We start from the raw sequence: 24,451 nt of genomic DNA on the forward strand, positions 1-24,451 counted from the left end.
CCTTTCCCGAGCCCGAAGGACAAAACGAAGGTGACGCCAGTCCGAATGACGTTCGACGACAATACCGACATGTTCGGTTCGATCGAGCTTCCCCAGCGCCTATCGCCCGGCCATCTTATATATAGTTCCGCGCGACCCGACCAAGGATTGATGTGGCGGGCGATTTACGCGAATTTGGACACATGAGAATACTCGAACGGCAGGATCGCGACTTCGAACGCTTTTGGGCGGTTTTGCTACGTAACCACGACAATCCGACCGCGCTGATCTCGCAATCGCATTTCGCCTACCGCGCCCTCTACCTGGGACAGGCGCTCGAGAAGCAGGTTTGCGCCGTCGTCGTCGAAGGCGATCGGCCGATCATCGGCACCTACTTCGAGCTGCTGCGCGACACCGGCGGCCGCCGCGCGCTCGACGCGACGCAGATGGCGAGCCAGATCATCGTCGCCCGCGACACCGCGGCGCCAATGCGCAACGGCGCCGAGACGCTGCTTCGGAAGTGGATCTACGAGGCGGCCGACAGCAGCAAGGTGGAGCGGCTGACCTTTCGCGACCAGCTCCTCGACGGCGGCCTGTCGCCGCTCACCCATTGGGCGCTCGATCAGGGCGCCCACATCGAATCGGAGTTCAACCAGATCGTCGACCTGACGATCGACGAGGAATCGCTGTGGCGCGCGCTGACCAAGAGCTGCCAGTGGGCGGTGAACTGGGGCCGCAAGCATATGGTCCTGAGGGTTCGGCGCGACCCTCAGGCGCTGAAGGAATTGCGGCGCCTGCATCTCGAGGCAGCCGGCGGAGCGACGCGCCAGGCCGCGACCTGGGAACTCCAGGGCAAGATGATGGAGGATGACGAGGCGTTCGTCGTCACCGCCGAGCTGAACGGCAGCATCGTCTCGGCCGCGCTTTTCCAGGTCTCCCGCTCGGACTGCTACTACGGCGTCAGCGCGTCCGATCGCCTGCTGTTCGACAAGCCGCTGAGCCACGCCATCATCTGGGAGGCGATCAAGCATACGCGCCAGCGCGGCTGTCTGCGTTTCTGGCTGGGCAGCCAGGTATGGGAGCGCTACCGCTGGCATCTGACGGCGCCGAGCCGCAAGGAAGTGAACATCTCGCGGTTCAAGCGTAGCTTCGGTGGCCGGTCGCGGCCGGAATTCGTCGTCACCTTACCCCTGGCCGCATATCAGCCGGCCGCCGCCGCATCGAGCTCGCCTAGCGAGGTCCCTCTGCGCGAGGTCTTACCTGCCGCGCTCGCCGATCCGGCCCTGTCGCGCGGCGAGCGGGTCATGTTGCGTCCGCTAACGCCGGGGGACGTGACGCCGCGATATCTAAGCTGGTTCGCCGATCCCGAGGTCCACCGCTACCGCGAGGTTCGGGGGATTTCCGCCGATGAGGCGCGCGAGTACATCGAGGAAGGCCCGAGCAAGAACATCTACTTCATGTGTGCGATCTGTGACGCCGAGACCGGCTTGCATGTCGGCAACCTGAAGATCGGGCCGATCCGCTGGCAGCAGAGCGTCGCCGACATGGTCACCGTGATCGGCGACAAGAACTACTGGGGACGGCAGACCGCCACCGAGGCGATCCGACTGGCCAGCCGGCTGGCCTTCCGTACGCTGGGCCTGCAGAAGCTGCATGCCTCGATGTACGCCGACAACATCGGGTCGCTCCGGGCCTACACGCGGGCCGGCTGGCACGTCGAGGCCAGGCTGAAGCAGCATAGTCTATTCGACGGCCGGCGCCAGGACACGCTTCTCATCGGCCAGTTCAACCCCGGCAACCGCTAGCGCCGCCACGGTTGGCGGCCGCCAGATCGAGGGTGCGTTGGAAGGCCGCGGGCGCCGGGTGGCGCGTCCTCCCCAGCACTTGCCGCTCCGCCTCGCCTATCGGTTGCATGCCGACCGCAAAGGCCGTCGGGCCGATCTAGTCGCAAGTACCGTCCGACCAGTCCGCCGTTTCGACCATCGTCGTAACGCAAATGCGATCTCGGCAGCCAGCGCCAAAATGCCAGTTGCATGTCTGCAGTGGGAGCGGCATACGGTCGGCTCACTCGCAGACGTCGTCATCGTTGGGCCATTTGGGGGGCTTACTTTGAGCGCTGAGTCTTTGAAGGATTCCGTCGTCCTGGTGACTGGCGGTACGGGGTCGTTCGGTCGCCGTTTTGTAAAATTCGCTCTCGACAGCGGTGTACGCCGCCTCGTCGTGTTCTCGCGCGACGAGCTGAAGCAGTTCGAGCTGGGACAGAAGATCGACGATCCGCGCATCCGCTGGTTCCTCGGCGACATTCGCGACGAGGCGCGCCTGCAGCGCGCCCTCCATGGCGTCGACTATGTCGTGCATGCCGCCGCGCTGAAGCAGGTGCCCGCGGCCGAATACAACCCCATGGAGTGCATCAAGACCAACGTGCTGGGCGCGGAGAACCTGATCAACGCCAGCATCGATGCCAAGGTGAAGCGCGTCATTGCGCTGTCGACCGACAAGGCGGTCAACCCGATCAATCTCTACGGCGCCACCAAGCTGTGCGCTGACAAGCTGTTCGTCGCCGCTAACCACCTGGGCGGCCGTGGCGGCACGCGCTTCGCCACCGTGCGCTACGGCAACGTGGTCGGCTCGCGCGGCTCGGTCATCCCCTTCTTCATCGCCCATCGCAAGCACGGCTGGCTGCCGATCACCGACGAGCGCATGACCCGCTTCTGGATCACGCTCGAGGACGGTGTGAAGTTCGTCTCCTCCTGCCTCGACGTGATGGACGGCGGTGAGATCTTCGTGCCCAAGATCGCCACCATGCGCATCGTCGACCTGGCCAAGGCGATGGCGCCCGAGGCCGAGTTGCGCAACGTCGGCATCCGTCCCGGCGAGAAGCTGCACGAGATCCTGGTGCCGAAGGACGAGGCGCGCAACACGCTCGACCATGGCAGCCTCTATGTCATCCGTCCGGCGATGCAGAACTGGACTCGCGACCGGCAGATCACCGTGCGCGGCGTGCCCGGCAAGCCGGTCGACGAGGAGTTCGAGTATGCCAGCGACTCCGCCGAGCAGCGTCTCGACGCGGCCGCGCTGCATGCGATGATCACCCAGACCGCCGCCGACTACGACTGAGCCATGACCGAGCGCTTCCTCTCCTACGGCCGTCACCTCGTCGACGATGACGACATCGCCGCCGTGGTGGAGGTGCTGCGCGGCGAGATGCTCACCACCGGCCCGATGGTCGAGCGCTTCGAGCGCGCCGTCGCCGAGCGGGTCGGCGCCAAGCATGCCGTCGTGGTCAATTCGGCGACCTCCGGGCTGCACATCGCCTGCCTGGCGGCGCGCATCGGCGCCGGCTCCGAGACGGTCACCGCACCGATCACCTTCGTCGCCAGCGCCAACTGTGTGAAGCTGTGCGGCGGCACGGTCCACCTGGCCGACATCGATCGCGAATCGCTGTCGCTGTCGCCGGCGGCCCTGCAGCGCACGCTCGCGGCGCACCCGTCGGTGAAGGCCGTGATGCCCGTCCACTTCGGCGGGCTTGCCTCGCACGCCGCCGACCTGCGCCGCATCGCCGGCAGCCGGCTTCTGATCGAGGACGCGGCGCATTCCTTCGGCGGCGCCTACGAGGACGGCCGGCTGGTCGGCAGCGGCGCCTACGCCGACATGTCGATCTTCTCCTTCCATCCGGTGAAGCCGATCACGACAGGCGAAGGCGGCGCCGTGGTCACCAACGACGACGAGCTCGCCCGCCTGCTGCGGCTGTTCCGCGGCCATGGCATCGAGCGCGAGCCGGCGCGCCTGGTCGCTCTCGACGACGAAGGCACCGACACGCCGCCGCCCTGGTACTACGAGCAGCACGAGCTCGGCCTCAACTACCGCCTTACCGATCTGGGCGCGGCGCTGGGCCTGTCGCAGATCGGCAAGCTCGACCATTACCTCGCGCGCCGGCGCGCGATCGCCGCCTATTACGACGAGCGGTGGCGCGGCCTGCCGCATCTCGCCATCCCGCAATCGGCGCCGGGCGAACGCGCCCGCTCGGGCCTGCATCTCTACATCCTGCGCTTCGACTATGCCGGCCTCAAGACGACGCGCCAGCAGGTCATGGCGGAGCTGCGCAAGAACGGCGTCGGCAGCCAGGTCCACTACATTCCGGTCTATCGCCAGCCCTATCATCGCGACGGCGTCGATCGGGCGGCATTCCCCGAGAGCGAGGCGTATTATCGCGAGTGCCTGTCGATCCCGCTGCATCCCGGCCTCACCGATGCCGAGGTCGAGCGCGTGATCGGCGCGGTCCGCAATGTCTGCATGCGCAACGGCTGAGGAGCCCATGCATCCGGAGATCGAGATCGCGGGACGCAAGATCGGGCCGGGACACCCGCCCTACGTGATCTGCGAGCTGTCGGGAAATCACAACGGCAGCCTCGAGCGCGCCCTCGAGCTAGTCGACGCCGCTGCCGCGACCGGCGCCGACGCGATCAAGATCCAGACCTACACGCCGGACACGCTGACCATCGAATCCGACCGTCCCGAGTTCCGCCTCGAGGGCGGCCTGTGGTCCGGCAAGACGCTGTACGAGCTCTACGGCGAGGCGCACACGCCCTACGAATGGCACCCTGCGCTGTTCGCCCGCGCGAAGGAGCATGGCGTCACGCTGTTCTCGACGCCGTTCGACGAGACCGCGGTCGATCTGCTCGCGAGCCTCGATGCGCCAGCCTACAAGATCGCCTCGTTCGAAGTGATCGACCTGATGCTGATCGAGCGGGTCGCGCGCCAGGGCAAGCCGATGATCCTTTCAACCGGCATGGCCAACCTCGCCGAGATCCAGGATGCCGTGGCGACGGCGCGCAAGGCCGGCACCTCCGACATCGCCCTGCTGCACTGCGTGAGCTCCTATCCTGCGCCGGTGGGCGACGCCAATGTGCGCACCGTGCCGCATCTCGCCAGCGCCTTCGGCGTCGTTGGCGGGCTGTCCGACCATACGCCCGGCACGGCGGTTGCGGTCGCCGCCGTCGCCCTCGGCGCCGCGGTGATCGAGAAGCATTTTACCCTGGCGCGCGCCGATGGCGGCCCCGACGCGGCCTTCTCGCTCGAGCCGGACGAGTTCAAGCGCCTGGTCGAGGACTGCCATGCCGCCTGGGAGGCCCTGGGCGACGTCACCTACGACCTGCAGGGCAGCGAGCGCGGCAGCACGACCTTCCGCCGATCGCTCTACGCGATGCAGACGATCGAGGCCGGCGAGGCCTTCTCGATGCAGAACGTGCGATCGATCCGACCGGGCTTCGGCATGCCGCCGAAGGAACTGCCCGCGCTGGTCGGACGCAAGGCGCGGCGGCGCATCGAGCGCGGCGAGCCGATCCTGCCGTCGGTCGTGGAATGACCGGCCGCTTTCATCTCTTTTAGGGGGCCCTCATGTCGGTACGCTACGCGCATTCGGAAGAGCAGCTGGCGCGGGCGCGCAGGACGATCCCTCTGGGCGCGCAGACCTTCTCCAAGAGCATCACCCAGTTCCCGCTGGGCGTCTCGCCCTACTTCGCCGAGCGCGGCCAGGGCAGCCGGCTGTGGGACGTCGACGGCAACGAGTACATCGACTTCATCAACGCGCTCTGCTCGGTGACCCTGGGCTACTGCGACCCCGACGTCACCGCGGCGGTGTCGGAGCAGCTCGCCAAAGGCACCATCTTCTCGCTCTCCCATCGTCTCGAGAGCGAGGTCGCGGAGATGCTCTGCCAGCTCGTGCCGTCGGCGGAGATGGCGCGGTTCGGCAAGAACGGCTCGGACGCCACGGCGGGCGCGGTGCGCGCTGCCCGCGCCTTCACCGGCCGCGAGCACGTCATCGCCTGCGGCTATCACGGCTGGCAGGATTGGTACATCGGCGCCACCGCGCGCAACAAGGGCGTGCCGGTAGCGACCGGCACGCTGACCCACGTCGTGCCCTACAACGACCTCGGCGCCCTTGAGCGCGAGCTCGAGAAATGGAACGGCCAGGTGGCCGCGATCATCATGGAGCCGATGAACGTCCAGTACCCGGCGCCGGGCTACTTGGAGGGCGTGCGTACGGCGGCGACCAAGGCCGGTGCCGTGCTGGTGTTCGACGAGACCATTACCGGCTTCCGCTTCGCCATCGGCGGTGCGCAGGAACAGTTCGGCGTCACCCCAGACCTCACGACGCTCGGCAAGGGCGTCGCCAACGGCTACCCGCTGTCGGTGGTGTGCGGCCGCAAGGACATCATGGCCGAGATGGAGGAGGTCTTTTTCTCCTTCACCATGGGCGGCGAGACGCTGTCGCTGGCGGCGGCGCTGGCGACCATGCAGAAGCTGGTGCGCGAGCCGGTAATCGCCACCATGCGCGAGCGAGGCGAGCGGCTGTCCAAGGGCGTGACCGAACGACTGGCGAAGTACGGCGCCTCGGGCTTCCTCGCCCATTCCGGCCATCCGACGTGGTCGTTCCTGAATTTCTCCGACGCGGCCGGCGCCACGTCGTGGGAGATCAAGACGCTGTGGCTGCAGGAGATCTTCGAGCGCGGCATCCTCTCACTCGGCACCCACAACATCAGCTACGCCCACTCGAACGAGGACATCGACCGCCTGCTCGCGGTGTACGACGAGGTTATCCCCTTCGTCGCCAATGCGGTGCGCGACGGCGCGGTCCGCCAGTACCTGCGCTGTGATCCGCTGGTTCCCCTGTTCAAGGTCCGATAGCGCCCGCATGTCCAACGCCGGCCGCATCGGCCTCGGGACTGTCCAGTTCGGAATGGCGTACGGCATCGCCAATCCGCATGGCCAGGTCGCTCTCGAAACCGCCGCCGAGATCCTCCGGCTCGCGCGCGGCGCCGGCGTGCGCCTGCTCGACACCGCGGCGGCCTACGGCCAGGCCGAGGAAGTGCTCGGCCGGCTGGTCGCGCCGGATGACGGATTCCGGATCATCACCAAGACCGCGCCCGGTGCCGGCATCCAGGGCGTGGTCGACCGCGCCCGCCAGTCGCACCGCGTGCTAGGCGGCCGGCGCCTGCACGGCCTGCTGGTCCATTCGGCCGCCGACCTGCGCACGACCGACGGCCCGGCGTTGTGGGGAGCGCTGCAGGGTCTGCGCGACGAAGGCCTGTTCGCGCGCATCGGCATTTCCGTTTACGCCTCGGACGACCCGCTCGAGCTGGCCCGGCGCTTCCGCCCCGACATCATGCAGCTGCCGGTGAGCGTGCTCGACCAGCGGCTGGTCCGGAGCGGCGTGCTGCGCGGCCTCAAGGATCTCGGCGTCGAGATCCATGCCCGCTCGCTGTTCCTCCAAGGCGCGATCTTCCTCGATCCGGCAAAGCTGCCGCTCTGCCTCGCCCATGCTGCGCCCCGGCTCGCGGCCTTCCAAGCTCGGCTGGCCGCGCTCGGCCTGTCGCCCGTCGAGGCCGGCATCGGCTACCCGTTGTCGGTCCCGGAGATCGACTACGCCCTCGTCGGCGTCACCGCGGTCGCGGAAAGCCACCAGATCCTTTACGCCGCGGCACAGGACCGCAGCGGCGTGCCGTGGCATGAGCTCGCCGTCGATGACGAGGTCCTGCTCGATCCGCGCCAGTGGGTGTCCGACGAGGCATTCCGTGCCCGCGCCGCGGCCAAGCCGGTCGTGCTAGCGGTCCTTCAGGCTCGCATGAGCTCGACGCGTCTGCCCGGCAAGGTGCTGAAGCCGATCCTCGGCCGGCCGATGCTGGGCCGCCACATCGACCGGCTGAAGCGCAGTAGGATGATCGACCGCCTCGTGGTGGCGACCAGCGTCGATCCCAGCGACGACCCGATCGCCGCCTTCTGCGCCGCCGAGGGGATTGGCTGCCATCGCGGCTCCCTGCACGACGTGCTGGCCCGCTACGAGGGCGCCGCCCGGGACAACGATCCGGTCGACCACATCGTCCGGCTGACCGGCGACTGTCCGCTCGCCGATCCCGAGGTCATCGACCGCACGATCGAGATGCACGTCGCCGGGCAATACGACTATTCGTCGAACACCAATCCGCCGACCTATCCCGACGGCCTCGACACCGAGGTCATGACCCGGGAAGCCCTGCGCCTGATGGCGGTGGAGGCAGCGACCGCCCACCAGCGCGAGCACGTCACGTCGTTTCTCTACACCCAGCCCGAGCGCTTCCGGCTGGGCAAGCTGCACAACGACACAGACCAGAGCCTGATGCGCTGGACTGTCGACACACCGGACGACTTCCACATGGTCGACGCGGTCTACCGCGAGCTGCTGCCGGTCAACGAGCGGTTCGGCTCGGCGGACATCCTGGCGCTGCTCGAGCGCCGGCCGGACATCGCTGCCATCAATCGGCCGCGCTAATGGCCCACATCGTCCACGTCCTGAAGTGGTACCCGCCCTCGATCGGCGGCATCGAGAAGGTCGCCGAGTTCTGCGCCGACGCCGCGCGCAGCGCCGGGCACGATGTCACCGTGCTGGTCTGCGAGAAGGACAGCGAGAAGGCCGGCCGCTCCGTCACGCCGACCGGCGTGATGGTCGAGCGCCTGCGCAGCCTGGGCATCCTGTTCTCCATGCCGGTCGCGCCCGGCCTGCCGTTCGCGCTGTGGCGCCTGATGCGCAAGGCGGACCTGGTGCACTTCCACGAGCCCTACCCGGCCGCGACCCTGTCTATGCTGCTGATGCCCAAACCGCGCAGGCTGGTCATCACCTGGCACGGCGACATCCTGCGCCAGAAGCGGCTGAAGCCCTACGCCGAGTGGCTGCAGGACAAGCTGGCGCGCCGCGCCGATGCCATCCTCGCCACCTCCGAGCGCATGCCGGCCGGCTCGCCGGTATTGGGCCGCCATACCGACCGCATCCGGATCATGCCGTTCATGATCGACACCACGCCGTTCGACGTCCTGCGCGGCCAGACCGACCGTATCGCGGCGACGCGCAAGCGCTGGGGCGGCCGCTTCGCCTTCGCCTGCGGGCGGCTCATTCCCTACAAGGGTTACGAGGTGCTGATCGACGCCGTCTCCGGTACCGATCTCAGGGTGGTGATCGTCGGCGAAGGCCCGCTGCGCGAGTCGCTGCTGGCGCAAGCCAAGGAGCGCGGTGTCGCCGACCAGATCGTGTTCGCCGGCGCCGTCGACGACGAGACCGTGCGCGACCTCTACTGCGGCTGTGAATTCCTGGTCTTCCCCTCGGTCACCCAGGGCGAGGCCTTCGGCCTCGTCCAGCTCGAGGCCATGGCGGCCGGCCGGCCCGTGATCAACACCTGGCTGATGACCAGTGTGCCGACGGTCAGTCTGGACGGGGTGAGCGGCCTCACCGTCGAGCCACGCGATCCGGTGGTGCTACGCGAGGCCATGCTGAAGCTCTGGAACGACACGGAATTGCGGGAGCGACTAGGCGCCGGCGCCTTGACCCGCATTCGCAAGGTCTTCGAGCGGAGCAGGGTCCTGGGCAAATTGCTGGCATTTTATGACGATATTCTCGCGACTTAACCGCGCTGTACCTTGGAGCGCGCAGGGCCCCGTGATATTCAAGGGATGGGATTTCAGCGCATTTCCACCTGCCGGGGCACCCCGTTGACCGCGCACATCTTCACCATCGATGTCGAGGACTGGTTCCACATCTCGGACCTCGACAACACGCCGCTGGTCGGTACGTGGCACGAGTACGAATCGCGGGTCGAACGCAACCTTCGCGATCTGCTCGACCTGCTCGACAGCCATGGCGTGAAGGCGACCTGCTTCTTCCTCGGCTGGGTCGGCGAGAAATTCCCTGGCCTGGTGCGCGAGACCGCGGCGCGCGGTCACGAGGTGGCGAGCCACGGCTACGCCCACGAGCTGGTCTACGAGATCACGCCCGAGGTGTTCCGCGCCGACATCCGCCGCGCCAAGCAGATCCTCGAAGGCTGCTTCGCCGGCACCGTCCAGGGCTATCGCGCGCCGGGTTTCTCGATCACGCCGCAGACGCCGTGGGCCTGGGACATCCTCGCCGAGGAAGGCTATCGCTACGACAGCTCGCTGTTCGCCTCGAGCCGCAGCTTCGGCGGCGATCCCGATGCCTATCCCAAGCCGCACGTCCGCCCGTCAGGCAAGTCAGAGGGGGGCAGCTCCGGAGTCGTTGCGATGCCGCTGCGCCCGGCGCGCGCCTTCGGCAAGTCACTGATCTTCTCCGGCGGCGGTTATCTCCGCCTGCTGCCGACCTCGGCCATCACCTTCCTCGCCGACAAGCTGGCGCAGCCCGACGCGCCGATCATCTACTACATCCATCCGCGCGAGATCGACGTCGAGCAGCCGCGCCTGCCGATGCCGTTCGGCCGCAAGTTCCGCTCGTACGTCAATCTGTCGTCGACGCGCGGCAAGATCGCAGCGCTTTGCCGGCGCTACGAGTTCGAGCGCATGATCGACTGGGTGGAAGCGAACGAGACCAGGCTGCCGACACTTTCCGGTCGGATGCACGCCTCCGCCTGACGGATCGCCATGTCCCAAGCGTTGTCCCTCGAGAAGCCGACCGCTGAGAGCCGGGAGACCGCGCCGGCCCGCAGCGTCTGCCTGCTGTCGAGCGCCAACTGGGACATCCTGCTGCGCCGGCTGTCCGACACTTGCTCGGCCAGCGCCGGCGTCGCGACCAAATTCGAGGCGCCGCCGTTCGGCCAGTACCGCATCCTGCTGAACGACGAGACGTCCGGGCTGCGCCGCAGCACCTGCGACTTCTACGTCTTCGCCGAGCGTATCGAGGACTTCGCCGGTCCGTTCGAGACGCTCGATGCCTCGGCCATTCCCAGTATCCGCCAGAAGTTCGCCGACTACGTCGACGACATCCGCCACGCCCGCGCGCTGCTGGGCGGCCGCTTCCTGGTCAACAATTTCGCGCCCGTGCGCCCGTTCGCCTCGACCATCGCCGAGCAGACCGGCGCCGCGATGGGCATCGAGCGGCTGATTGCCGAGCTGAACGCCGAGCTGGTCGCGGCGCTCGCGGACCTGCCCGACACCCAGGTCGTGCCGGTGTCCAGCATCGTCGCCGATCTCGGCCGGCAGGCCTGCGATCCCGGCAAGTACTGGCTGATCGGCCGCGTCCCCTTCTCGCGCGGCTTCGCCGAGCCCTACGCGCGGCTGGTCGCCGGCATCATGATGGCGCAGACCGGCAAGACGGCGCGTGCGCTGGTGATCGATCTCGACAACACGCTGTGGGGCGGCGTGGTCGGCGACGACGGCATGGACAACCTGAAGCTCGGCGCCGACCATCCGGGCAACCAGTTCCTGGCGGTGCAGGGTGTGCTGAAGGCGCTGGCCCGCCGCGGCATCCTGCTCACGCTGGTCAGCAAGAATACCGAGGCCGTCGCTCTCGAGGCGATCCGCGAGCACGGCGCGATGGTGTTGCGCGAAAAGGACTTCATCGCCTGGCGGATCAACTGGGATCCCAAGTCGATGAACATCGATGCGCTGGCCCGCGAGCTCGACCTCTCGACGGCGTCGTTCCTGTTCGTCGACGACAATCCGGTGGAGCGCGCCGAGGTCGGCGAGAACGTCGCCGGCATCGCGATCCCCAACCTGCCGGCCGATCCGTCGGAATGGCCACGCCTGCTGCTTGCCCATCCCGGGTTGACGACGCTGGCGCTCTCGGCCGAGGACCTCAACCGCGCTCGCAGCTACGAGGTGCGCCGCGACATCCGCTCCGCCGGCAGCCGTCCGGGCGGCCGCGAGGCCTTCCTGCACAGCCTCGGGCTGGTGCTGGAGATGCGCAAGATCGACGCCAGGACACAGCTGCGCATCAATCAGCTGTTCGCCAAGACCAACCAATACAACACCACCAGCCGCCGCTATTCCGAGCGCGAACTGAAGGACCTGGTCGCCAACGGCGACGACGTATTCGCCGTCCGCGTCATCGACAAGCAGGGCTCGGACGAGATCGTCGGCGCGATCGTGGTGCGCTACGACGGGCCCACCGCCTCGGTCGACAACTTCGTCATGAGCTGCCGTCTGCTCGGCCGCGGCGTCGAGACGGCGGCGCTTTCGGTCGTCTGCGAGCGCGCGGCCGCGCACCGCTGCACGACGCTGGCCGGCGCGATCATCGAGACGCCGCGCAACGAGCCCTGCCGCAAGCTCTACAGCGACCACGGCTTCCGCGCCGAGGGCGATGGCCGCTTCAGCCTCGACCTCGCCACGCCGATCGCGCGCCCCGCCTGGTTCGAGATCCGGACATGACCGCGATGGCCGGCCTGGCGCCAGGCGCGCTGGCGCGCCTCGGCGTGCTCGGGGTCGACCATGTGGCGGTGACCACCCGCCGCTTCGAGGAGACCCTCGCCGACTACCTGTCCGCGCCGGGCGCCAAGCTCGTGAAGGGCCCGGGCTGGAATCCGACCCAGAAGGTCGACTACGCCTTCGTCGCCGTGAACAGCGGCCTCACGGTCGAGATCCTCGGCTTCAAGGAGGGCGTCGACTCGCCGATCGAGCAGCATGTCCGGCGCGGCGGCGGTGCCTACCATCTCTGCTTCGTCGTCGCCGATATCGAGGCCGCCCTGGCCGAGGTCAGGGCGGCGCGCGGCATGATCGTGCTCAAGCCCACGCCCGACGTCGCCTTTGGGGGGAGACGGATTGCGTTCTTCATGCATCGGGCCCATGGACTGGTCGAATTGGTGGAGGCTGAAAAGCCGGGGGAAGGGAAAGAATGACGACGACGCTGGACCGCGTCCGCACGGTCGCCGCCAGGGAATTCAAGGTCGATGCTGCTAGTCTCAGCGCCGCGAGCGAAGCCGCCGATGTTTCGGGTTGGGACTCCTCGACCCACCTGGTGCTGATGATGGCGCTGGAGGAAGAATTCGGCATCGCCTTCGAGCTCGACGAGGTCACCGAGCTGACCTCCATCGGCGCGATCGCCGACGCCATCGATGCCCGAACCGGCCAGTAAGAAGCCTGCGCCGCCCAGCGCGCGCATCGTCGCGAGCCCGTTCGACGAGGCGGTGCTCGCGGGCTACCTCGCCTTGTCCGCGCGCCACTACGGGACCGACTCGCGCAGCGCCCATGCCGGCCACGCGCGCTGGAAGCTGCAGACGCCGCCGGCCGGGCCAGCCGCGCATTTCGCCCTGACGCGCGAGGACGCAGAGATCGGCCGCATCCTGCTGCAGCGACGCGACCTCAGGCTCGGCGATCGCCGTCTGCGTGCCGGCTACACCGTCGACTTCCTGGTCGACGCGCAGCAGGCCAAGGCGACAGACGCGCTGAAGCTCGTTGCGTCGGTGCCGAAGGCAGCCGGCTTCGACCTGGTCTACCAGACCTACAACGAGCGCTCGGCACCGCTCTACGAGCAAATCAAGCAGTTCTTTCCCAACTACGTCGAGCGCTTCCGTCTGATGCCGTACGGGCTGCCGCTGCGGGTGCGCCGGCCGCTTGCCAGTCTGGCCAGGCTCGACCTCCCTGGCATCGACATCCTGGCCACACCGTGGCGGCTGGCCCTGTCGGCATTCGCGGCGACGGCGCGGATCGAGGCGACCACCGAGGCGCCGCCGGAGGCCGAGCTCGCCGGCCTGCTCGATCGCTTCGCCGCGACGGCCGGCTTGCACAGCGTCCGCGACCCGGCCGTCCTGCGCTGGCGTTTCGCCGACGGGCCGTTCTTCAACGGGCGGGTGGCCTATCTGCGTCGCAACGGGGCGCTGATCGGCTACTACGCGACCACGGTCACTGAATTCGCCGGTGCGAAGTTCCTGGCGCTGATGGACGCCGTGGTCGATCTGGCGGCCGGTGACGGCGGAGTCAGGGCAATCAAGCGTCGAGTCCTCGCTGACGCCCTGGCGGCGGATTGCGACATCCTGTTTGCGATGTTCAATCCGCAGTCACCGCTGGCCCAGCGCTTCCTCGGCTTCCCGTTCCTGCCGCTGCCCGAGCGACTGATGAAGCACCCCACCCCGATCTTCGTCCTCGATATCGACCGTTCGCTAGAAGACGCCGCAGCGCGGCGCGACGGCTACTTCCTCCTCACCGACCTCGACTACTTCTGATGGCCAAGCGCGCTTTCGATCTCGCGATGATCCTGGCCACGGCGATGCCCATCCTGGCGGTGTGCCTGGTCGTTGCGATCCTGGTGAAGGCCACCTCCCCTGGGCCTGTCCTGTATTGGTCGGACCGGGTGGGCGCGCACAGCCGCATCTTCCGGATGCCCAAGTTCCGGACCATGCGGACCGATACGCCGGTGGTGGCAACGCATCTACTGCAAAACCCGGCCCAATGGATCACCCCGATCGGCGCCTTCCTGCGCTCGTCCAGCTTGGACGAACTGCCGCAGCTTTTGAGTGTGCTCCGAGGCGACATGAGCCTCGTTGGACCGCGTCCGGCCCTTTATAATCAGGCCGACCTGGTGGCGGCGCGTCGAGAATGCGGGGTCGACGCCCTCCAGCCGGGCATCACGGGATGGGCGCAGATCAATGGGCGTGACGAGCTGCCGATCCCGGAAAAAGTGGCCTATGATCACGAATACCTTAAGCGGCAGTCGTTTGTCTTCGACTTGCGGATTATCCTGTTGACCGTCGTCAATGTCCTGCAACGCAAAGGAGTGAGTCACTGAACTGACGGGACGCAGGTGTAGATCGTTCTTGGCAGCCGGGAGGGGTGGGAACTCAGGGCGCCTAGTGGGTTGGGGAAATGGGCAGGTTTGGCAACATCCGTAGAAAGCAGATGGTCGCCTTCGTTCACGACGTGGCGATGGCGGTCATTGCCGTGTTCGTGGCCGTGGTCTTCCGTTTCGGCACGTTCGACTATCTCGAGGAGCGCGGCCTGTTCAGCGGCGCGATCCTGCCGTTCACGGCAGCTGCTGCGATCAGCCTGATCCTGCTGAGGAACTACCGCACGAGCTGGCGGCACGTCTCGACTGCCGACCTCGTCACCATCGTCCAGACCGCGACGCTCGCGGTGCTCATCTACCTGCCGTTGTCGTTCGTGACGACGCGCCTCAGCGAGATTCCGCGTACCTTCGTGGTGATCGCCTGGGTGCTGTTCATCGTGCTGATGTCGGGCTCGCGAGTCGCCTACCGCCTGTTCCACGAACGCGGCCTCCTGTTCATGCGCCGCTCGATGCAGCCGGGCCAAGTGCCCGTTCTGCTGGTCGGCGGCGGCAACAACGCCGAGATCTTCCTGCGCAGCCTCGACGACAAGTCCGAATTCTACGCCGTCGGCGTGCTCGATGACCTCGCGTCGGGCAACCTGCTGCGCGGCGTTCCCGTGCTCGGCCGGATCGACGAGGCGGAAAAGGTCATCGAGAGCTTCGGCGACGACGATAACCGGCCGCGCAAGCTGGTGGTCGTCGAGCGCACCCTGCCGACCGAAGTGCTCGAGCAGCTGGTCGCCCTGGTCGCCCGGCTCGGCCTCACCATCGCGCGCATCCCCGATCTCAGCCAGCTGCGGCCTGGCACCGAGGACAAGCCGGAACTGCAGCCGATCTCCGTCGAGGACCTGCTGGGCCGGCCGCAGATCGTGCTCGACCCCGCGCCGGTGATGGGCCTGATCGCCGGCAAGCGCGTGCTGATCACCGGCGCCGGCGGGTCGATCGGCTCGGAGATCGTGCGCCAGGTCTGCAGCATCGGCCCCGCCGCGCTCTGCCTGGTCGACAGCTCGGAGCTCAATCTCTACACGATCGACGGCGAGGTCGCGCGCGACTGGCCGCAGTTCGAGCGGGTCGCACGCGTCATCGACGTCCGTCATCGTCCCGGCATCGGCGCCTGCATGACCGGCTTCAAGCCCGACATCGTGTTCCATGCCGCGGCGCTGAAGCACGTGCCGATCGTCGAGGCCAATCCGGCCGAGGGCATCTGGACCAACGCGATCGGCTCGCGCAACGTCGCCGACGCCGCCGTCGCCACCGGCTGTCGCACCATGGTGCTGATCTCGACCGACAAGGCGGTCAACCCGACCAACGTCATGGGCGCCAGCAAGCGCTGCGCCGAGAGCTACGTGCAGGCTCTCGCTCTGGCCCAGTCGGTCCGCCCCAACGCGACCCGCTTCGTCGCCGTGCGCTTCGGCAACGTGCTCGGCTCGACCGGCTCGGTGGTGCCGCTGTTCGAGCGCCAGCTTAAGGCGGGCGGGCCGCTCACCGTCACCCATGCCGACATCGAGCGCTTCTTCATGACGATCCGCGAGGCGGTGCAGCTCGTGCTGCAGGCCTCCGCGCTCGGCACCCAGGATGTCAGCGCCCAGGGCAAGGTGTTCGTGCTCGACATGGGCCAGCCGGTGAAGATCGTCGATCTCGCCCGCCAGATGATCCGTCTCGCCGGCCTGCGGCCCGAGATCGACGTCGCCGTCCAGTTCACCGGCCTGCGCCCCGGCGAGAAGCTCTACGAGGAGCTGTTCCATTACGGCGAGCAGATCGCAGCCACCGCCATCCCGCGGGTCAACGTCGCCTCGCCCCGCACCGCGGGCCTGCGCCAGCTCACGGAGACCTTGTCGCGCCTGCAATTGGTCTGCGAAGCTGGCAATGCGGCCGAGGCGATAGCCATCGTCAAATCGCTGGTGCCGGAATTCCGTCATGCCGGCGCCGCTCCCCAGCCGGTCGCGGTGCTCGAGCCCGTCACCATCTAGGACGTCATCAGACTAGGACTTCATCGGAATGAACCGCCGGATCTCGGTCATCGGCCTCGGCTATGTCGGCTTGCCGGTGGCCACCTCCTTCGCGCGCCTCGGCGGGCCGGTGGTCGCCTTCGACATCGATCCGCGCCGCATCGCCGAGCTCGCCTCCGGCCACGACCGCACCGGCGAGGTCGCGGGCGGGGACCTGCGCGCCAAGGGCTTGAACTTCACCACCCGCACCGCCGACCTGCGCCAGGCCGACTTCCACATCGTCACCGTGCCGACCCCGATCGACGCCAGCAAGCAGCCCGACCTCGAGCCGCTGCGCAAGGCATCGGCGACCATCGCAGCGGCGCTCAAGCAGGGCGACATCGTGGTCTACGAATCGACCGTCTATCCCGGCGTCACCGAGGATGTCTGCGTGCCGGTGCTCGAGCAGGCCTCCGGCCTGAAGTGGAAGGCCGACTTCAACGTTGCCTACTCGCCCGAGCGCATCAATCCGGGCGACAAGGAGCGCCGGTTCGACAACATCCTGAAGATCGTCTCCGGCGACACCCCCGAGACGCTCGACATCGTCGACGCGGTCTACCGGAGCGTGGTCACCGCGGGCACCCATCGCGCGCCGTCGATCCGCGTCGCCGAGTTCGCCAAGGTGCTGGAGAACACCCAGCGCGACGTCAACATCGCCCTGATCAACGAAATCGCGCTGATCTGCGATCGCCTCGGCGTCGACACCCAGGACGTGCTGCGGGCTGCCGGCACCAAGTGGAACTTCCTGCCGTTCCGGCCGGGCCTGGTCGGCGGCCACTGCATCGGCGTCGACCCGTTCTACATCGCCCACAAAGCCGAGGAAGTCGGCTACCACCCGCATGTCATCCATTCGGGCCGGCGGGTCAATGACGGCATGGGCGTCCATGTCGCAAGCCGCGTCGCGCGCAGCATCATGCGCCGCGCCAGCAACGGCCGGCCGGTCGTGACCGTGCTCGGCGCCACCTTCAAGGAGAACGTGCCCGACATCCGCAACACGCGCGTCGTCGACATCGTGCGCGAGCTCGAGGATTTCGGCATCACCGTCCAGCTGCACGACCCCGAGGCCGACGGCGGCCTGCTGCACGAGGAGTACGGCCTGACGCTGATGCCGCTCGAGGCGATGAAGCCCGCCGACGCGGTGGTGCTGGCCGTCGCCCATCGCCAGTACCGCGAGGCCGGCTGGGATCTCGTCAAGACGCTGATCAAGCCGGGCGCCTTCGTCGCCGACGTGCCCGCCCTGCTCGACCGAGAGGCGACGCCTCCGGGCGTCAGCCTCTGGCGGCTGTAGCCGCTACATCGGCGGCATCATGCCGTCCTTGCCGACATTGAGGCGGCCGGCGGTCATGCTGCCGTCAGCAGCCTTCTGCGCGCCGACGAAGACCTTGGCGCCGACCTTGGCATCCTCGCGCTTGCCGGGCTGGAAGGTGACGATCGGCGTGCCCGGCTTGACCTTGATGGTCTGCGTGCCGCCGCCCTTGTAGTCGAGCTTCAGCGTCTGACCGTCGGCGACGCCCGACACGGTGGCGACGGTGGCGTTGGTCATCATGCTGCTCGGCTGCAGGTCCCAGGGATAGTGGCCCTCGTTCGAGCCCTTCATGGCGTCGGGGAACACCAGCACCTCGAGCGCGGTGCGATCGGCATCGCTGCCCAGCGACGCAATGCCGACGAAGGTGCCCGGCTTGATGTCGGCCAGACTGGCCGGCACGACGAGACCGACCGTCCAGTTGTCGGCCAGCTTGACGTTGACCGTCGTGCCCTCGCGCGTGGCGATGGTGACGGTCTTGTCGTCGATCGCCGTGATCGCGCCGCGCAGGCGCACCGGCGTGGTCTGGGCCGCAGCGATCGCGGCCGAAAGCAACGCAACGCCCGCAACGAGACACGACGTGATCAGCCGAATGGTGCGCATGCGGTCTCCTCTCACAGAGAGCGCGCAGCTTCCCATGCGGGCCGGGTACGAACCCCTTACGTTTGCGTGAGCCGTTCGTGTGCTCCCGGGCATGCGCGGCCGTTGCACGGCCACTGACAGCGTCAGTCGTCGTCGGCCTCGTCGCCGGTCGACAGGAAGCGGCGCTCGCTGCCGCGCAGCACCAGGCAGGTGAGACGGCCGCTCACGAACGCGCCGGTGTCGATGTTGACGCGATGGTCGCGATTCTGCGGCAGGTCGCAGATCGTGTGGCCGTGCACCACCACGCGGCCGGGCAGCGGGATGCGCACCCGCAGGAAGTCGTCGCGGATCCACAGCAGGTCGGTCTGGCTCTGCTTCTCGAAGGCGATGCCGGGCCGCACGCCGGCATGGACGAAGACGTAGTCGCCGACCGTGTGGTGCAGCGGGCAATTGCGGAAGAAGCTGACGTGGCTCTCCGGCACCGCCTCGAGAAGCGCCTGCTGCAGTGCCTGCACCGCCGCCGCCGTGCTCGGCAGGCTGCGCAGCGGCACTCCGTACGACAGCAGCGTCTCCAGCCCACCGAACGACAGCCAGTCGAGGCCGTCGCTCTCGCCGTCGAGGAAGGAGAGCATCGCCTCCTCGTGGTTGCCCAGCAGCCGCACCGCGGCGAAGCCCGGCAGCGGGTCGGACATCACCGCCTCGACCACGCCGCGGCTTTCCGGACCGCGATCGACATAGTCGCCGAGGAAGACCAGGGTGCGCGCCGCATCGGCTGAGTGCCGGGCAGCGTCGTCACGGATGCGGGCAAGCAGGTCCTCGAGCAGGTCGAGCCGGCCGTGAACATCGCCGATGGCGTAGACCGCCTGGGCGGCCGGGACCGTTCCCGGCCGCGTCGCCGGCGCAAGCCCTAACAGACGTCGCAACATGTGAAGCGGTTACCCCCGTGCGACAGGGGGCGCAACTCACTTCATCCGCGGCACGATGCGCTTGAGCTTGGCGATGCCGCTTTCGTCCTCGCCGGCCACCGGTCGCGGCCGGGTGACCGGGCCGCCGCCTGCTTCGCGCCGCGGTGCGGCCTGGGCGTTGTCGGGCTTGCCGCTGCCGCCGCTGCGCTGGCCGGGATTGGCGCCGTAGTAGGAGTTGTAGCGCGAGTAGTAGTCGCCGTAGTCGCCGTACTCGTACAGCGCGTGCTTGGCGAGGTTCACCTTGTTGATGACGATGCCGACGCGGTCGGTGACGCCCAGCAGGGCCGCGACCGCGCTCTTCACCACGTCACGCGGCGTCTTGGCCCAGTGCACCACGAACACGGTGTAGTCGGCCAGCTGGGCGATGATGCGCGCATCCGACACCGCCATGACGGGCGGGCTGTCGAGCAGCACCAGGTCGTAGCGGTCGGCGAAGGTCGCCAGCGCGGCCTTCATGGCATGCGATTCGAGGATTTCCGGCGCGTTCGGCGTGTCGGCCCGGGCGCAGATGTAGTCGACGCCCGAGGCCTCGTGGCGATGGATGCACTGGTCCAGCGTCTTGGTGCCCATCAGGTACTCGTCGATGGTGCCGCCGCGATCCTTGACGCCGAGCGCCACCGCCAGCTTGGTCTGGCGCAGGTCGAGGTCGACCAGCAGCACGCGCCGCGAGGCGTTCATCTTGGTCAGCAGGCCGCCCAGGGCGGCGCCGAAGGTGGTCTTGCCCTCGGCCGGGGTCGACGAGGTGATCGCGATCACCCGCGCCGGACGGTCGAGGTTGCTGAGGCTGATCGCGGTGAACACCGCGCGCATCGCCTCGGCCGCCGACGAGGTCGTGCGGTCGAGCACGGTGGTGACGATGTTGGCGCGCAGGCCGCCCGAGCTCTTGACCAGCGGCACCATGCCGAGCACCGCGACGCCGGTCGCCTTCTCGACCTGCGAGGCCGAGCGGAATACCCGGTCGAGCTTCTCGGCCGCGATCGCGCCCGCCATGCCGAGCAGGCAGCCGATCAGGAAGGCGGCGAACAGGCCCGACTTGTACTGCGGCGAAGAAGGCGCGCCCGACGGCCAGGCATAGGCCAGGATGCGCGCGTCGGCGCGCTGGATGTCCTGCTGCTCGCGCAGTTCCTTGAAGCGGTTCAGAAAGCTCTCGTAGAGGGCGCGGTTGGACTGTGCCTCGCGCTCGAGCTGCTTGAGCTCAGCCTCGTACTGGCTGCTCGCGCCCACCAGGACCGAGGACTTGTCGACCTGGTTGCGCAGCTCCTCTTCTTCCGACTTGGCGGCATCGAGCTCGGCGCGAATCGCCAAGGTGATGCTCTGCGTGGCGGCGAGGAAGCGGCCGCGCACCGAGGCCAGCTCGGCCTGGGCCTGCACGACCTTGGGATGGTTCGGCCCGAAGGTGGTCTGGTACTCGGCGATGCGCCGGTTGAGGTCGGCCTCCTGCTGGCGCAACGTGCTCAAGGTGGCGTTGTTTGCCACCTCGGCGATGTTGGCGACCTCGTTCGGGTTGAGGCTCGCCTTGCTGAGCGCAACCAGGCGGCTTTCCTTCTCGATGCGCCGGGTCTTGGCCGCGATGTAGCGCTGGTTGAGGTCCGACAGCGTCTGGGTAGAGACCACGCTCTCGGGGCTGCCGGCCAGGCCCTTGTCGCGGCGATAGCTGACGACCGCCTCTTCCGCGACCTGCAGGTTGCGGCGCAGCTCGGCCAGGCGCTCTTCCAGCCATTCGGTGGCGCGCCGGTTGGCCTCGTTCTTGTTGTCGACCTGGTCGGCCAGATAGACCTCGGCGATCGCATTGGCGATGCGCGCCGACATCGTGCCGTCGGTGCTCTCGACCGTGATCAGGATCACGAAGGTGCGACCGAGCAGCTGGACGCTGAGATGACCGGCGACCGTGCCGATGGCGGTGCGGCGGCCGGGGTCGTTGTCGTCGGTGCGGCCGGGCTTCGACGCCTGCGGAGGCGACTGCGGCGCGCGCGGCTGCGACGGCGACAGCAGCGAGGCGATGCCGGAATGCCAGAGCTCGCGGATCGGCGCCAGCGAGCTGTCAAGGAAGCCCGGCGGCTTGGTGCCATTGAACTCGGGATTGGAGGCGAGGCCCAGGCGATCGACCACGCGGCCGATCAGGAACTCCGACTGGATGACCTCGAGCTCGCTCTGGATCGCGCCCATGTTCATCGTGTCGACGCCCGACAGGGCGGCCTCGGCCTTCACCGGGGTGAAGGTGCGGGTATCCAGCATGATGCGGGCCGAGGCCTTATACATCGGCGTGGCCTGGGCGATGATCAGCGCCATCAGGGCGACCGCCAGCAGGCCGGCGCCGATGATCAGCGCCTTCCGCCGGTTGAGCAGGCGCAGCCATTCCCACAGCTCGTTCGGGGCCTCCATCGCGTGCCCCGAGGAGCCGACGGGTTCGCCCGCCGCTGACATCCGGTTCAGACCGGCCTCGTCATCCATCTGTCCAGCCTTCGACACAGAGCCCATAGCTTACCATCCTGCGACCGGATTGGCCGCAACCCTTCCCACACCCGACCTGCCGGCGTCCCCACGCCGGCGGCTGCCTATCCGGAACGAGAGCCCCCAACAGCCCCGCCCCGATTTCCTGTCGTGTCCCTAGAACCACCTCTCCGGGATTCGAATCACGTCGCCAGGTTCCACCAGGGTGTCCTCGGTGACGTACTCTTCTTCGGCACTTGTAGAGTAAAACCGTTTGATCGTGAGCCGCGTCTTGCCGGCCCGGCGGGTGAAGCCGCCGGCAATGGCAACCGCTTGGATCACACGCAGGCAGTTGACGTAGGGGAACTGGCCCGACCGGGCAACCTCCCCGACAATATAAAAGGGCCGCATCGAGACCAGCTCGACGCTCAGCCGCGGCGAGACCAGGTAGCCCTGCTCGCGATAGCGCTCGCGGAGATACTCCTCGATCTCGCCGACCGTCTTGCCGACCACCTGGACCGGGCCGAGCATGCGCACCGAGATGCCGCCCGAGGCGTTGACCTCGTAGTCGCCCGAGAACTCGGTGTCCTGCAGGACGACCACCCGGATCTTGTCGCCCGCGCCCAACCGGTAACCCGCGCCGGCCTGCTTGCAGTCGTTGGTCTGGCCGAGCGCCGGGCCGGTGATCGGCGCCGCGAGGTTGTTGAACGTGGCGGCGTCGCGATTGGGCGGCATCGGCAGCTGCCAGACGCCGGTCGTCCTGGTATCGCAGGCCGCCACCCCGAGCAGCGCGACCAGGGTAACGCCGGCGATCGCGGCCTTGGCCGGTCTGGGGCGACGGAGGAATTCGGACACGGATCTCAGCACGACATCACCGCTTCGCGATCAGACGGAGGGAGTAGATTTGGCGATCATAGCTCGGGCCCAGCGTCGAATCCGTCGACGAGCCGCGAGAGTATTCGAAGAACGGGCCGATCTGGATTTCCGGCTTGATGCTGTAGAGCAGGCCGATCTGGCCTCGCATGAAGAAGTCGGTGCGCGGCCCGACACTCGACCCGGCAGCCGGATTGTAGTCGGCCGTCTGGAACATCAGGCCGCCGGCCAGCGTCCATTCGTTGTGGATTTCGTAGTTGAAGTCGAGCGCATAGGTCGTCGAGACGTAGTTCTTGTAGTTGCTGAGCGCCGTCTCGTTGATCGAGCGCAGGATGGTCGGCCGCAAGGTCAGCGGCGCATAGCCGGTCCAGCTGCCCTTCAGCCCGTAGGACAGCGCCGAGGTGCTGCCGCCCTGGGTCGGGTCGTTCCGGGTCTGCAGGCCGATCTCGCCGTCGAGCTTCGAGATCTCATTGATCTTCCAGCTTGCGCCGATGCCGATGTTCGAGCCGTCCGCATCGCGCTGCTGGCCCGCCGAGTTGATCTTCTCGAGGTAGCGGACCTGCTGCAGCGACGGCGTGAGGAAGATGTCGACGTCCTCGTTGACGTGGTAGCCAAGCCGCAACGATTCGCTGTACTCGAAACGGTCGCGGCTCTGCGCCGGCAGGCCCTGGGAAGTGATCACGCTGTTGTCGTAGTGCCAGTAGCGGGTCGCGCCGGCTTTGACCTCGTAGAAGAAGTTGTTGAATTCCTGATGGAAGCCGAACTCCACGGGCAGCGTGTCGACGACGGTCGGCGCCTTGGCGAACGCCACGTTCGGCGTACCGAGCGCTTCCGTCGCGCGGCGGAAGCCGACCGTGCCGAAGGCCCAGATGTCGTGGTGGATGTCGACCTTGCCGTCGATCAGGATGCCGTAGTTCTGGTAGTTCTGGGTCGGCGCGCTGTAGTAGTAGCCGAACGCTCCCGACGCCAGCACGTGCAGCAGGTGGTTCGACCAGTCGGACTTCAGCTCGAACGACGGCGAGATCGTAGTGTACATCGAGCCGGTCGGCGCCTGCCCGTTGCCCTGCGCGAACACGTTGCTGTCGAGGCCAGTGCTGACCTCGAGCATCGGCGTCAGCGTGAACGGGCCCAGGCCGATGCCGGTCTCGTCACCCGGCCGGGCCGCGCCGCCGACGGCCGACGAGCTGCTCAAGCCGCTAATGCCGCCATAGTACGGCACGCTGGCGCCGAACGGCGAGTTGACGATCGTCGTGCTCGCCGACGGCACGGTGGGCGCCGTGAGGGGCGCATCGGGCGGCGGCGTCAGTGGCGGAAGCTTCAGGCTGCCCGGCTGCGACTGCGTGCCCGACGTGCCGCCCGAGGTGACGATCACCGGCGCGGCGCCGCCGGCCGGCACCGACGGAGTCGTCGTGGCGTTGGGATCGGCATCCGATTGCGTCGGCGACTGCGCATACACGACGCACAGGCTGCACGACAAAACCACCCAACCAGCCAACGGCGACCAGATCAGCCGGGAACGATGCGCACTAATCGTCATAGGCCTTTCACGCCATCCCGGAACCGGTCCAATGATCGGCTGGTAGAAGTTCCGCACGGCCTTTGATCGTTAGGTGCAGCCGCTGGTCTGCGACTGGCATGGCGGTGTCGGCGTCGGCGGAACCGGCGGCGTGGGGCTGCAACCCGTCGTGCATCCGGCCGTCGGCGGAATCGGCGGCGGCGGCGCTGGTGGGACGAACGTCGGCGGTGCCGGCGGCGGCGTCACGATGGGCGGCGTGGACACCGGCGGAGTCGGCGGACT

Annotated in this window: 20 protein-coding genes; 15 read left to right on the plus strand and 5 right to left on the minus strand. The window is 67.8% G+C overall.

All coding sequences use genetic code 11. The features are described from left to right. Positions 1–182: 182 nt before the first annotated feature. The 15 genes from J0J01_RS18580 (at position 183) to J0J01_RS18650 (ending at position 17,788) form a co-directional block, all read left to right on the plus strand. Positions 183–1,784 carry a GNAT family N-acetyltransferase gene (locus J0J01_RS18580; RefSeq protein ID WP_296383253.1) on the plus strand — a complete coding sequence of 534 codons (1,602 nt, stop codon included), beginning with the start codon at positions 183–185 and terminating at the stop codon, positions 1,782–1,784. Positions 1,785–2,103: 319 nt separating this feature from the next. Next, positions 2,104–3,096 (plus strand): UDP-N-acetylglucosamine 4,6-dehydratase (inverting), encoded by a 993-nt coding sequence (gene pseB, locus J0J01_RS18585; RefSeq protein ID WP_296383255.1) that lies wholly within the window; start codon positions 2,104–2,106, stop codon positions 3,094–3,096. A gap of 3 nt (positions 3,097–3,099) precedes the next feature. Continuing rightward, positions 3,100–4,287 carry a UDP-4-amino-4,6-dideoxy-N-acetyl-beta-L-altrosamine transaminase gene (gene pseC, locus J0J01_RS18590; RefSeq protein ID WP_296383257.1) on the plus strand — a complete coding sequence of 396 codons (1,188 nt, stop codon included), beginning with the start codon at positions 3,100–3,102 and terminating at the stop codon, positions 4,285–4,287. 7 nt (positions 4,288–4,294) lie between these two features. After that, on the plus strand, positions 4,295–5,344 hold the full coding sequence (gene pseI / locus J0J01_RS18595; protein ID WP_296383259.1) for a pseudaminic acid synthase: 1,050 nt from the start codon (positions 4,295–4,297) through the stop codon (positions 5,342–5,344). 32 nt (positions 5,345–5,376) lie between these two features. Continuing rightward, a complete protein-coding gene (locus J0J01_RS18600) occupies positions 5,377–6,666 on the plus strand; it encodes an aminotransferase class III-fold pyridoxal phosphate-dependent enzyme (protein ID WP_296383261.1) in 1,290 nt (429 codons plus the stop codon). 7 nt (positions 6,667–6,673) lie between these two features. Further along, positions 6,674–8,287, plus strand: coding sequence for an aldo/keto reductase (locus J0J01_RS18605; protein ID WP_296383263.1), 1,614 nt, complete (start codon positions 6,674–6,676; stop codon positions 8,285–8,287). Further along, positions 8,287–9,414 (plus strand): glycosyltransferase, encoded by a 1,128-nt coding sequence (locus tag J0J01_RS18610; protein ID WP_296383264.1) that lies wholly within the window; start codon positions 8,287–8,289, stop codon positions 9,412–9,414. Before J0J01_RS18605 ends, J0J01_RS18610 begins: the two co-directional genes overlap by 1 nt. Before the next feature lie 84 nt (positions 9,415–9,498). Continuing rightward, positions 9,499–10,389: an XrtA system polysaccharide deacetylase gene (locus J0J01_RS18615; RefSeq protein WP_296383266.1), complete on the plus strand. Its 891-nt coding sequence runs from the start codon at positions 9,499–9,501 to the stop codon at positions 10,387–10,389. Positions 10,390–10,398: 9 nt separating this feature from the next. Further along, on the plus strand, positions 10,399–12,123 hold the full coding sequence (locus tag J0J01_RS18620; protein WP_296383267.1) for an HAD-IIIC family phosphatase: 1,725 nt from the start codon (positions 10,399–10,401) through the stop codon (positions 12,121–12,123). A 5-nt stretch (positions 12,124–12,128) separates the two neighbouring features. Beyond that, entirely contained in the window at positions 12,129–12,590 is a 462-nt protein-coding gene (locus J0J01_RS18625; RefSeq protein ID WP_296383269.1) for a VOC family protein, read from the plus strand. Next, on the plus strand, positions 12,587–12,826 hold the full coding sequence (locus tag J0J01_RS18630) for an acyl carrier protein (protein WP_296383270.1): 240 nt from the start codon (positions 12,587–12,589) through the stop codon (positions 12,824–12,826). Before J0J01_RS18625 ends, J0J01_RS18630 begins: the two co-directional genes overlap by 4 nt. Continuing rightward, positions 12,807–13,913, plus strand: coding sequence for a hypothetical protein (locus tag J0J01_RS18635; RefSeq protein ID WP_296383272.1), 1,107 nt, complete (start codon positions 12,807–12,809; stop codon positions 13,911–13,913). Before J0J01_RS18630 ends, J0J01_RS18635 begins: the two co-directional genes overlap by 20 nt. Beyond that, positions 13,913–14,476 (plus strand): sugar transferase, encoded by a 564-nt coding sequence (locus J0J01_RS18640; RefSeq protein ID WP_296383275.1) that lies wholly within the window; start codon positions 13,913–13,915, stop codon positions 14,474–14,476. Before J0J01_RS18635 ends, J0J01_RS18640 begins: the two co-directional genes overlap by 1 nt. A gap of 110 nt (positions 14,477–14,586) precedes the next feature. Continuing rightward, on the plus strand, positions 14,587–16,482 hold the full coding sequence (locus tag J0J01_RS18645) for a nucleoside-diphosphate sugar epimerase/dehydratase (RefSeq protein ID WP_296383277.1): 1,896 nt from the start codon (positions 14,587–14,589) through the stop codon (positions 16,480–16,482). A gap of 22 nt (positions 16,483–16,504) precedes the next feature. Further along, positions 16,505–17,788: a nucleotide sugar dehydrogenase gene (locus J0J01_RS18650; protein ID WP_296383454.1), complete on the plus strand. Its 1,284-nt coding sequence runs from the start codon at positions 16,505–16,507 to the stop codon at positions 17,786–17,788. Positions 17,789–17,791: 3 nt separating this feature from the next. Here the strand turns inward: J0J01_RS18650 and J0J01_RS18655 are convergent, their stop codons facing one another. The 5 genes from J0J01_RS18655 to J0J01_RS18675 all read right to left on the minus strand — a co-directional run bounded on the left by J0J01_RS18655 (position 17,792) and on the right by J0J01_RS18675 (position 24,190). Further along, complete coding sequence (locus J0J01_RS18655; RefSeq protein ID WP_296383279.1) at positions 17,792–18,406, minus strand: hypothetical protein; 615 nt, start codon at positions 18,404–18,406, stop codon at positions 17,792–17,794. 122 nt (positions 18,407–18,528) lie between these two features. After that, the gene (locus J0J01_RS18660) at positions 18,529–19,311 is read right to left on the minus strand and encodes a metallophosphoesterase family protein (RefSeq protein WP_296383281.1); all 783 of its coding nucleotides are present in this window, start codon (positions 19,309–19,311) and stop codon (positions 18,529–18,531) included. Positions 19,312–19,347: 36 nt separating this feature from the next. After that, positions 19,348–21,732 carry a polysaccharide biosynthesis tyrosine autokinase gene (locus tag J0J01_RS18665; RefSeq protein WP_296383283.1) on the minus strand — a complete coding sequence of 795 codons (2,385 nt, stop codon included), beginning with the start codon at positions 21,730–21,732 and terminating at the stop codon, positions 19,348–19,350. Positions 21,733–21,957: 225 nt separating this feature from the next. After that, positions 21,958–22,635, minus strand: coding sequence for a polysaccharide biosynthesis/export family protein (locus J0J01_RS18670; RefSeq protein ID WP_296383285.1), 678 nt, complete (start codon positions 22,633–22,635; stop codon positions 21,958–21,960). A gap of 16 nt (positions 22,636–22,651) precedes the next feature. After that, positions 22,652–24,190 (minus strand): outer membrane beta-barrel protein, encoded by a 1,539-nt coding sequence (locus J0J01_RS18675; protein WP_296383287.1) that lies wholly within the window; start codon positions 24,188–24,190, stop codon positions 22,652–22,654. Between the last annotated feature and the right edge of the window lie 261 nt (positions 24,191–24,451).

Source organism: Reyranella sp., from assembly GCF_017305915.1.
Lineage (GTDB): Bacteria > Pseudomonadota > Alphaproteobacteria > Reyranellales > Reyranellaceae > Reyranella.

Coding starts and splice junctions, on each gene's coding strand:
- J0J01_RS18660 (WP_296383281.1), bottom strand. CDS start 19,311: ATGTTGCGACGTCTGTTAGGGCTTGCGCCGGCGACGCGGCCGGGAACG.
- J0J01_RS18600 (WP_296383261.1), top strand. CDS start 5,377: ATGTCGGTACGCTACGCGCATTCGGAAGAGCAGCTGGCGCGGGCGCGC.
- J0J01_RS18665 (WP_296383283.1), bottom strand. CDS start 21,732: ATGGAGGCCCCGAACGAGCTGTGGGAATGGCTGCGCCTGCTCAACCGG.
- J0J01_RS18655 (WP_296383279.1), bottom strand. CDS start 18,406: ATGCGCACCATTCGGCTGATCACGTCGTGTCTCGTTGCGGGCGTTGCG.
- J0J01_RS18580 (WP_296383253.1), top strand. CDS start 183: ATGAGAATACTCGAACGGCAGGATCGCGACTTCGAACGCTTTTGGGCG.
- J0J01_RS18645 (WP_296383277.1), top strand. CDS start 14,587: ATGGTCGCCTTCGTTCACGACGTGGCGATGGCGGTCATTGCCGTGTTC.
- J0J01_RS18620 (WP_296383267.1), top strand. CDS start 10,399: ATGTCCCAAGCGTTGTCCCTCGAGAAGCCGACCGCTGAGAGCCGGGAG.
- J0J01_RS18610 (WP_296383264.1), top strand. CDS start 8,287: ATGGCCCACATCGTCCACGTCCTGAAGTGGTACCCGCCCTCGATCGGC.
- J0J01_RS18630 (WP_296383270.1), top strand. CDS start 12,587: ATGACGACGACGCTGGACCGCGTCCGCACGGTCGCCGCCAGGGAATTC.
- pseC (WP_296383257.1), top strand. CDS start 3,100: ATGACCGAGCGCTTCCTCTCCTACGGCCGTCACCTCGTCGACGATGAC.
- J0J01_RS18605 (WP_296383263.1), top strand. CDS start 6,674: ATGTCCAACGCCGGCCGCATCGGCCTCGGGACTGTCCAGTTCGGAATG.
- pseI (WP_296383259.1), top strand. CDS start 4,295: ATGCATCCGGAGATCGAGATCGCGGGACGCAAGATCGGGCCGGGACAC.
- J0J01_RS18675 (WP_296383287.1), bottom strand. CDS start 24,190: ATGACGATTAGTGCGCATCGTTCCCGGCTGATCTGGTCGCCGTTGGCT.
- J0J01_RS18635 (WP_296383272.1), top strand. CDS start 12,807: ATGCCCGAACCGGCCAGTAAGAAGCCTGCGCCGCCCAGCGCGCGCATC.
- J0J01_RS18640 (WP_296383275.1), top strand. CDS start 13,913: ATGGCCAAGCGCGCTTTCGATCTCGCGATGATCCTGGCCACGGCGATG.
- J0J01_RS18625 (WP_296383269.1), top strand. CDS start 12,129: ATGGCCGGCCTGGCGCCAGGCGCGCTGGCGCGCCTCGGCGTGCTCGGG.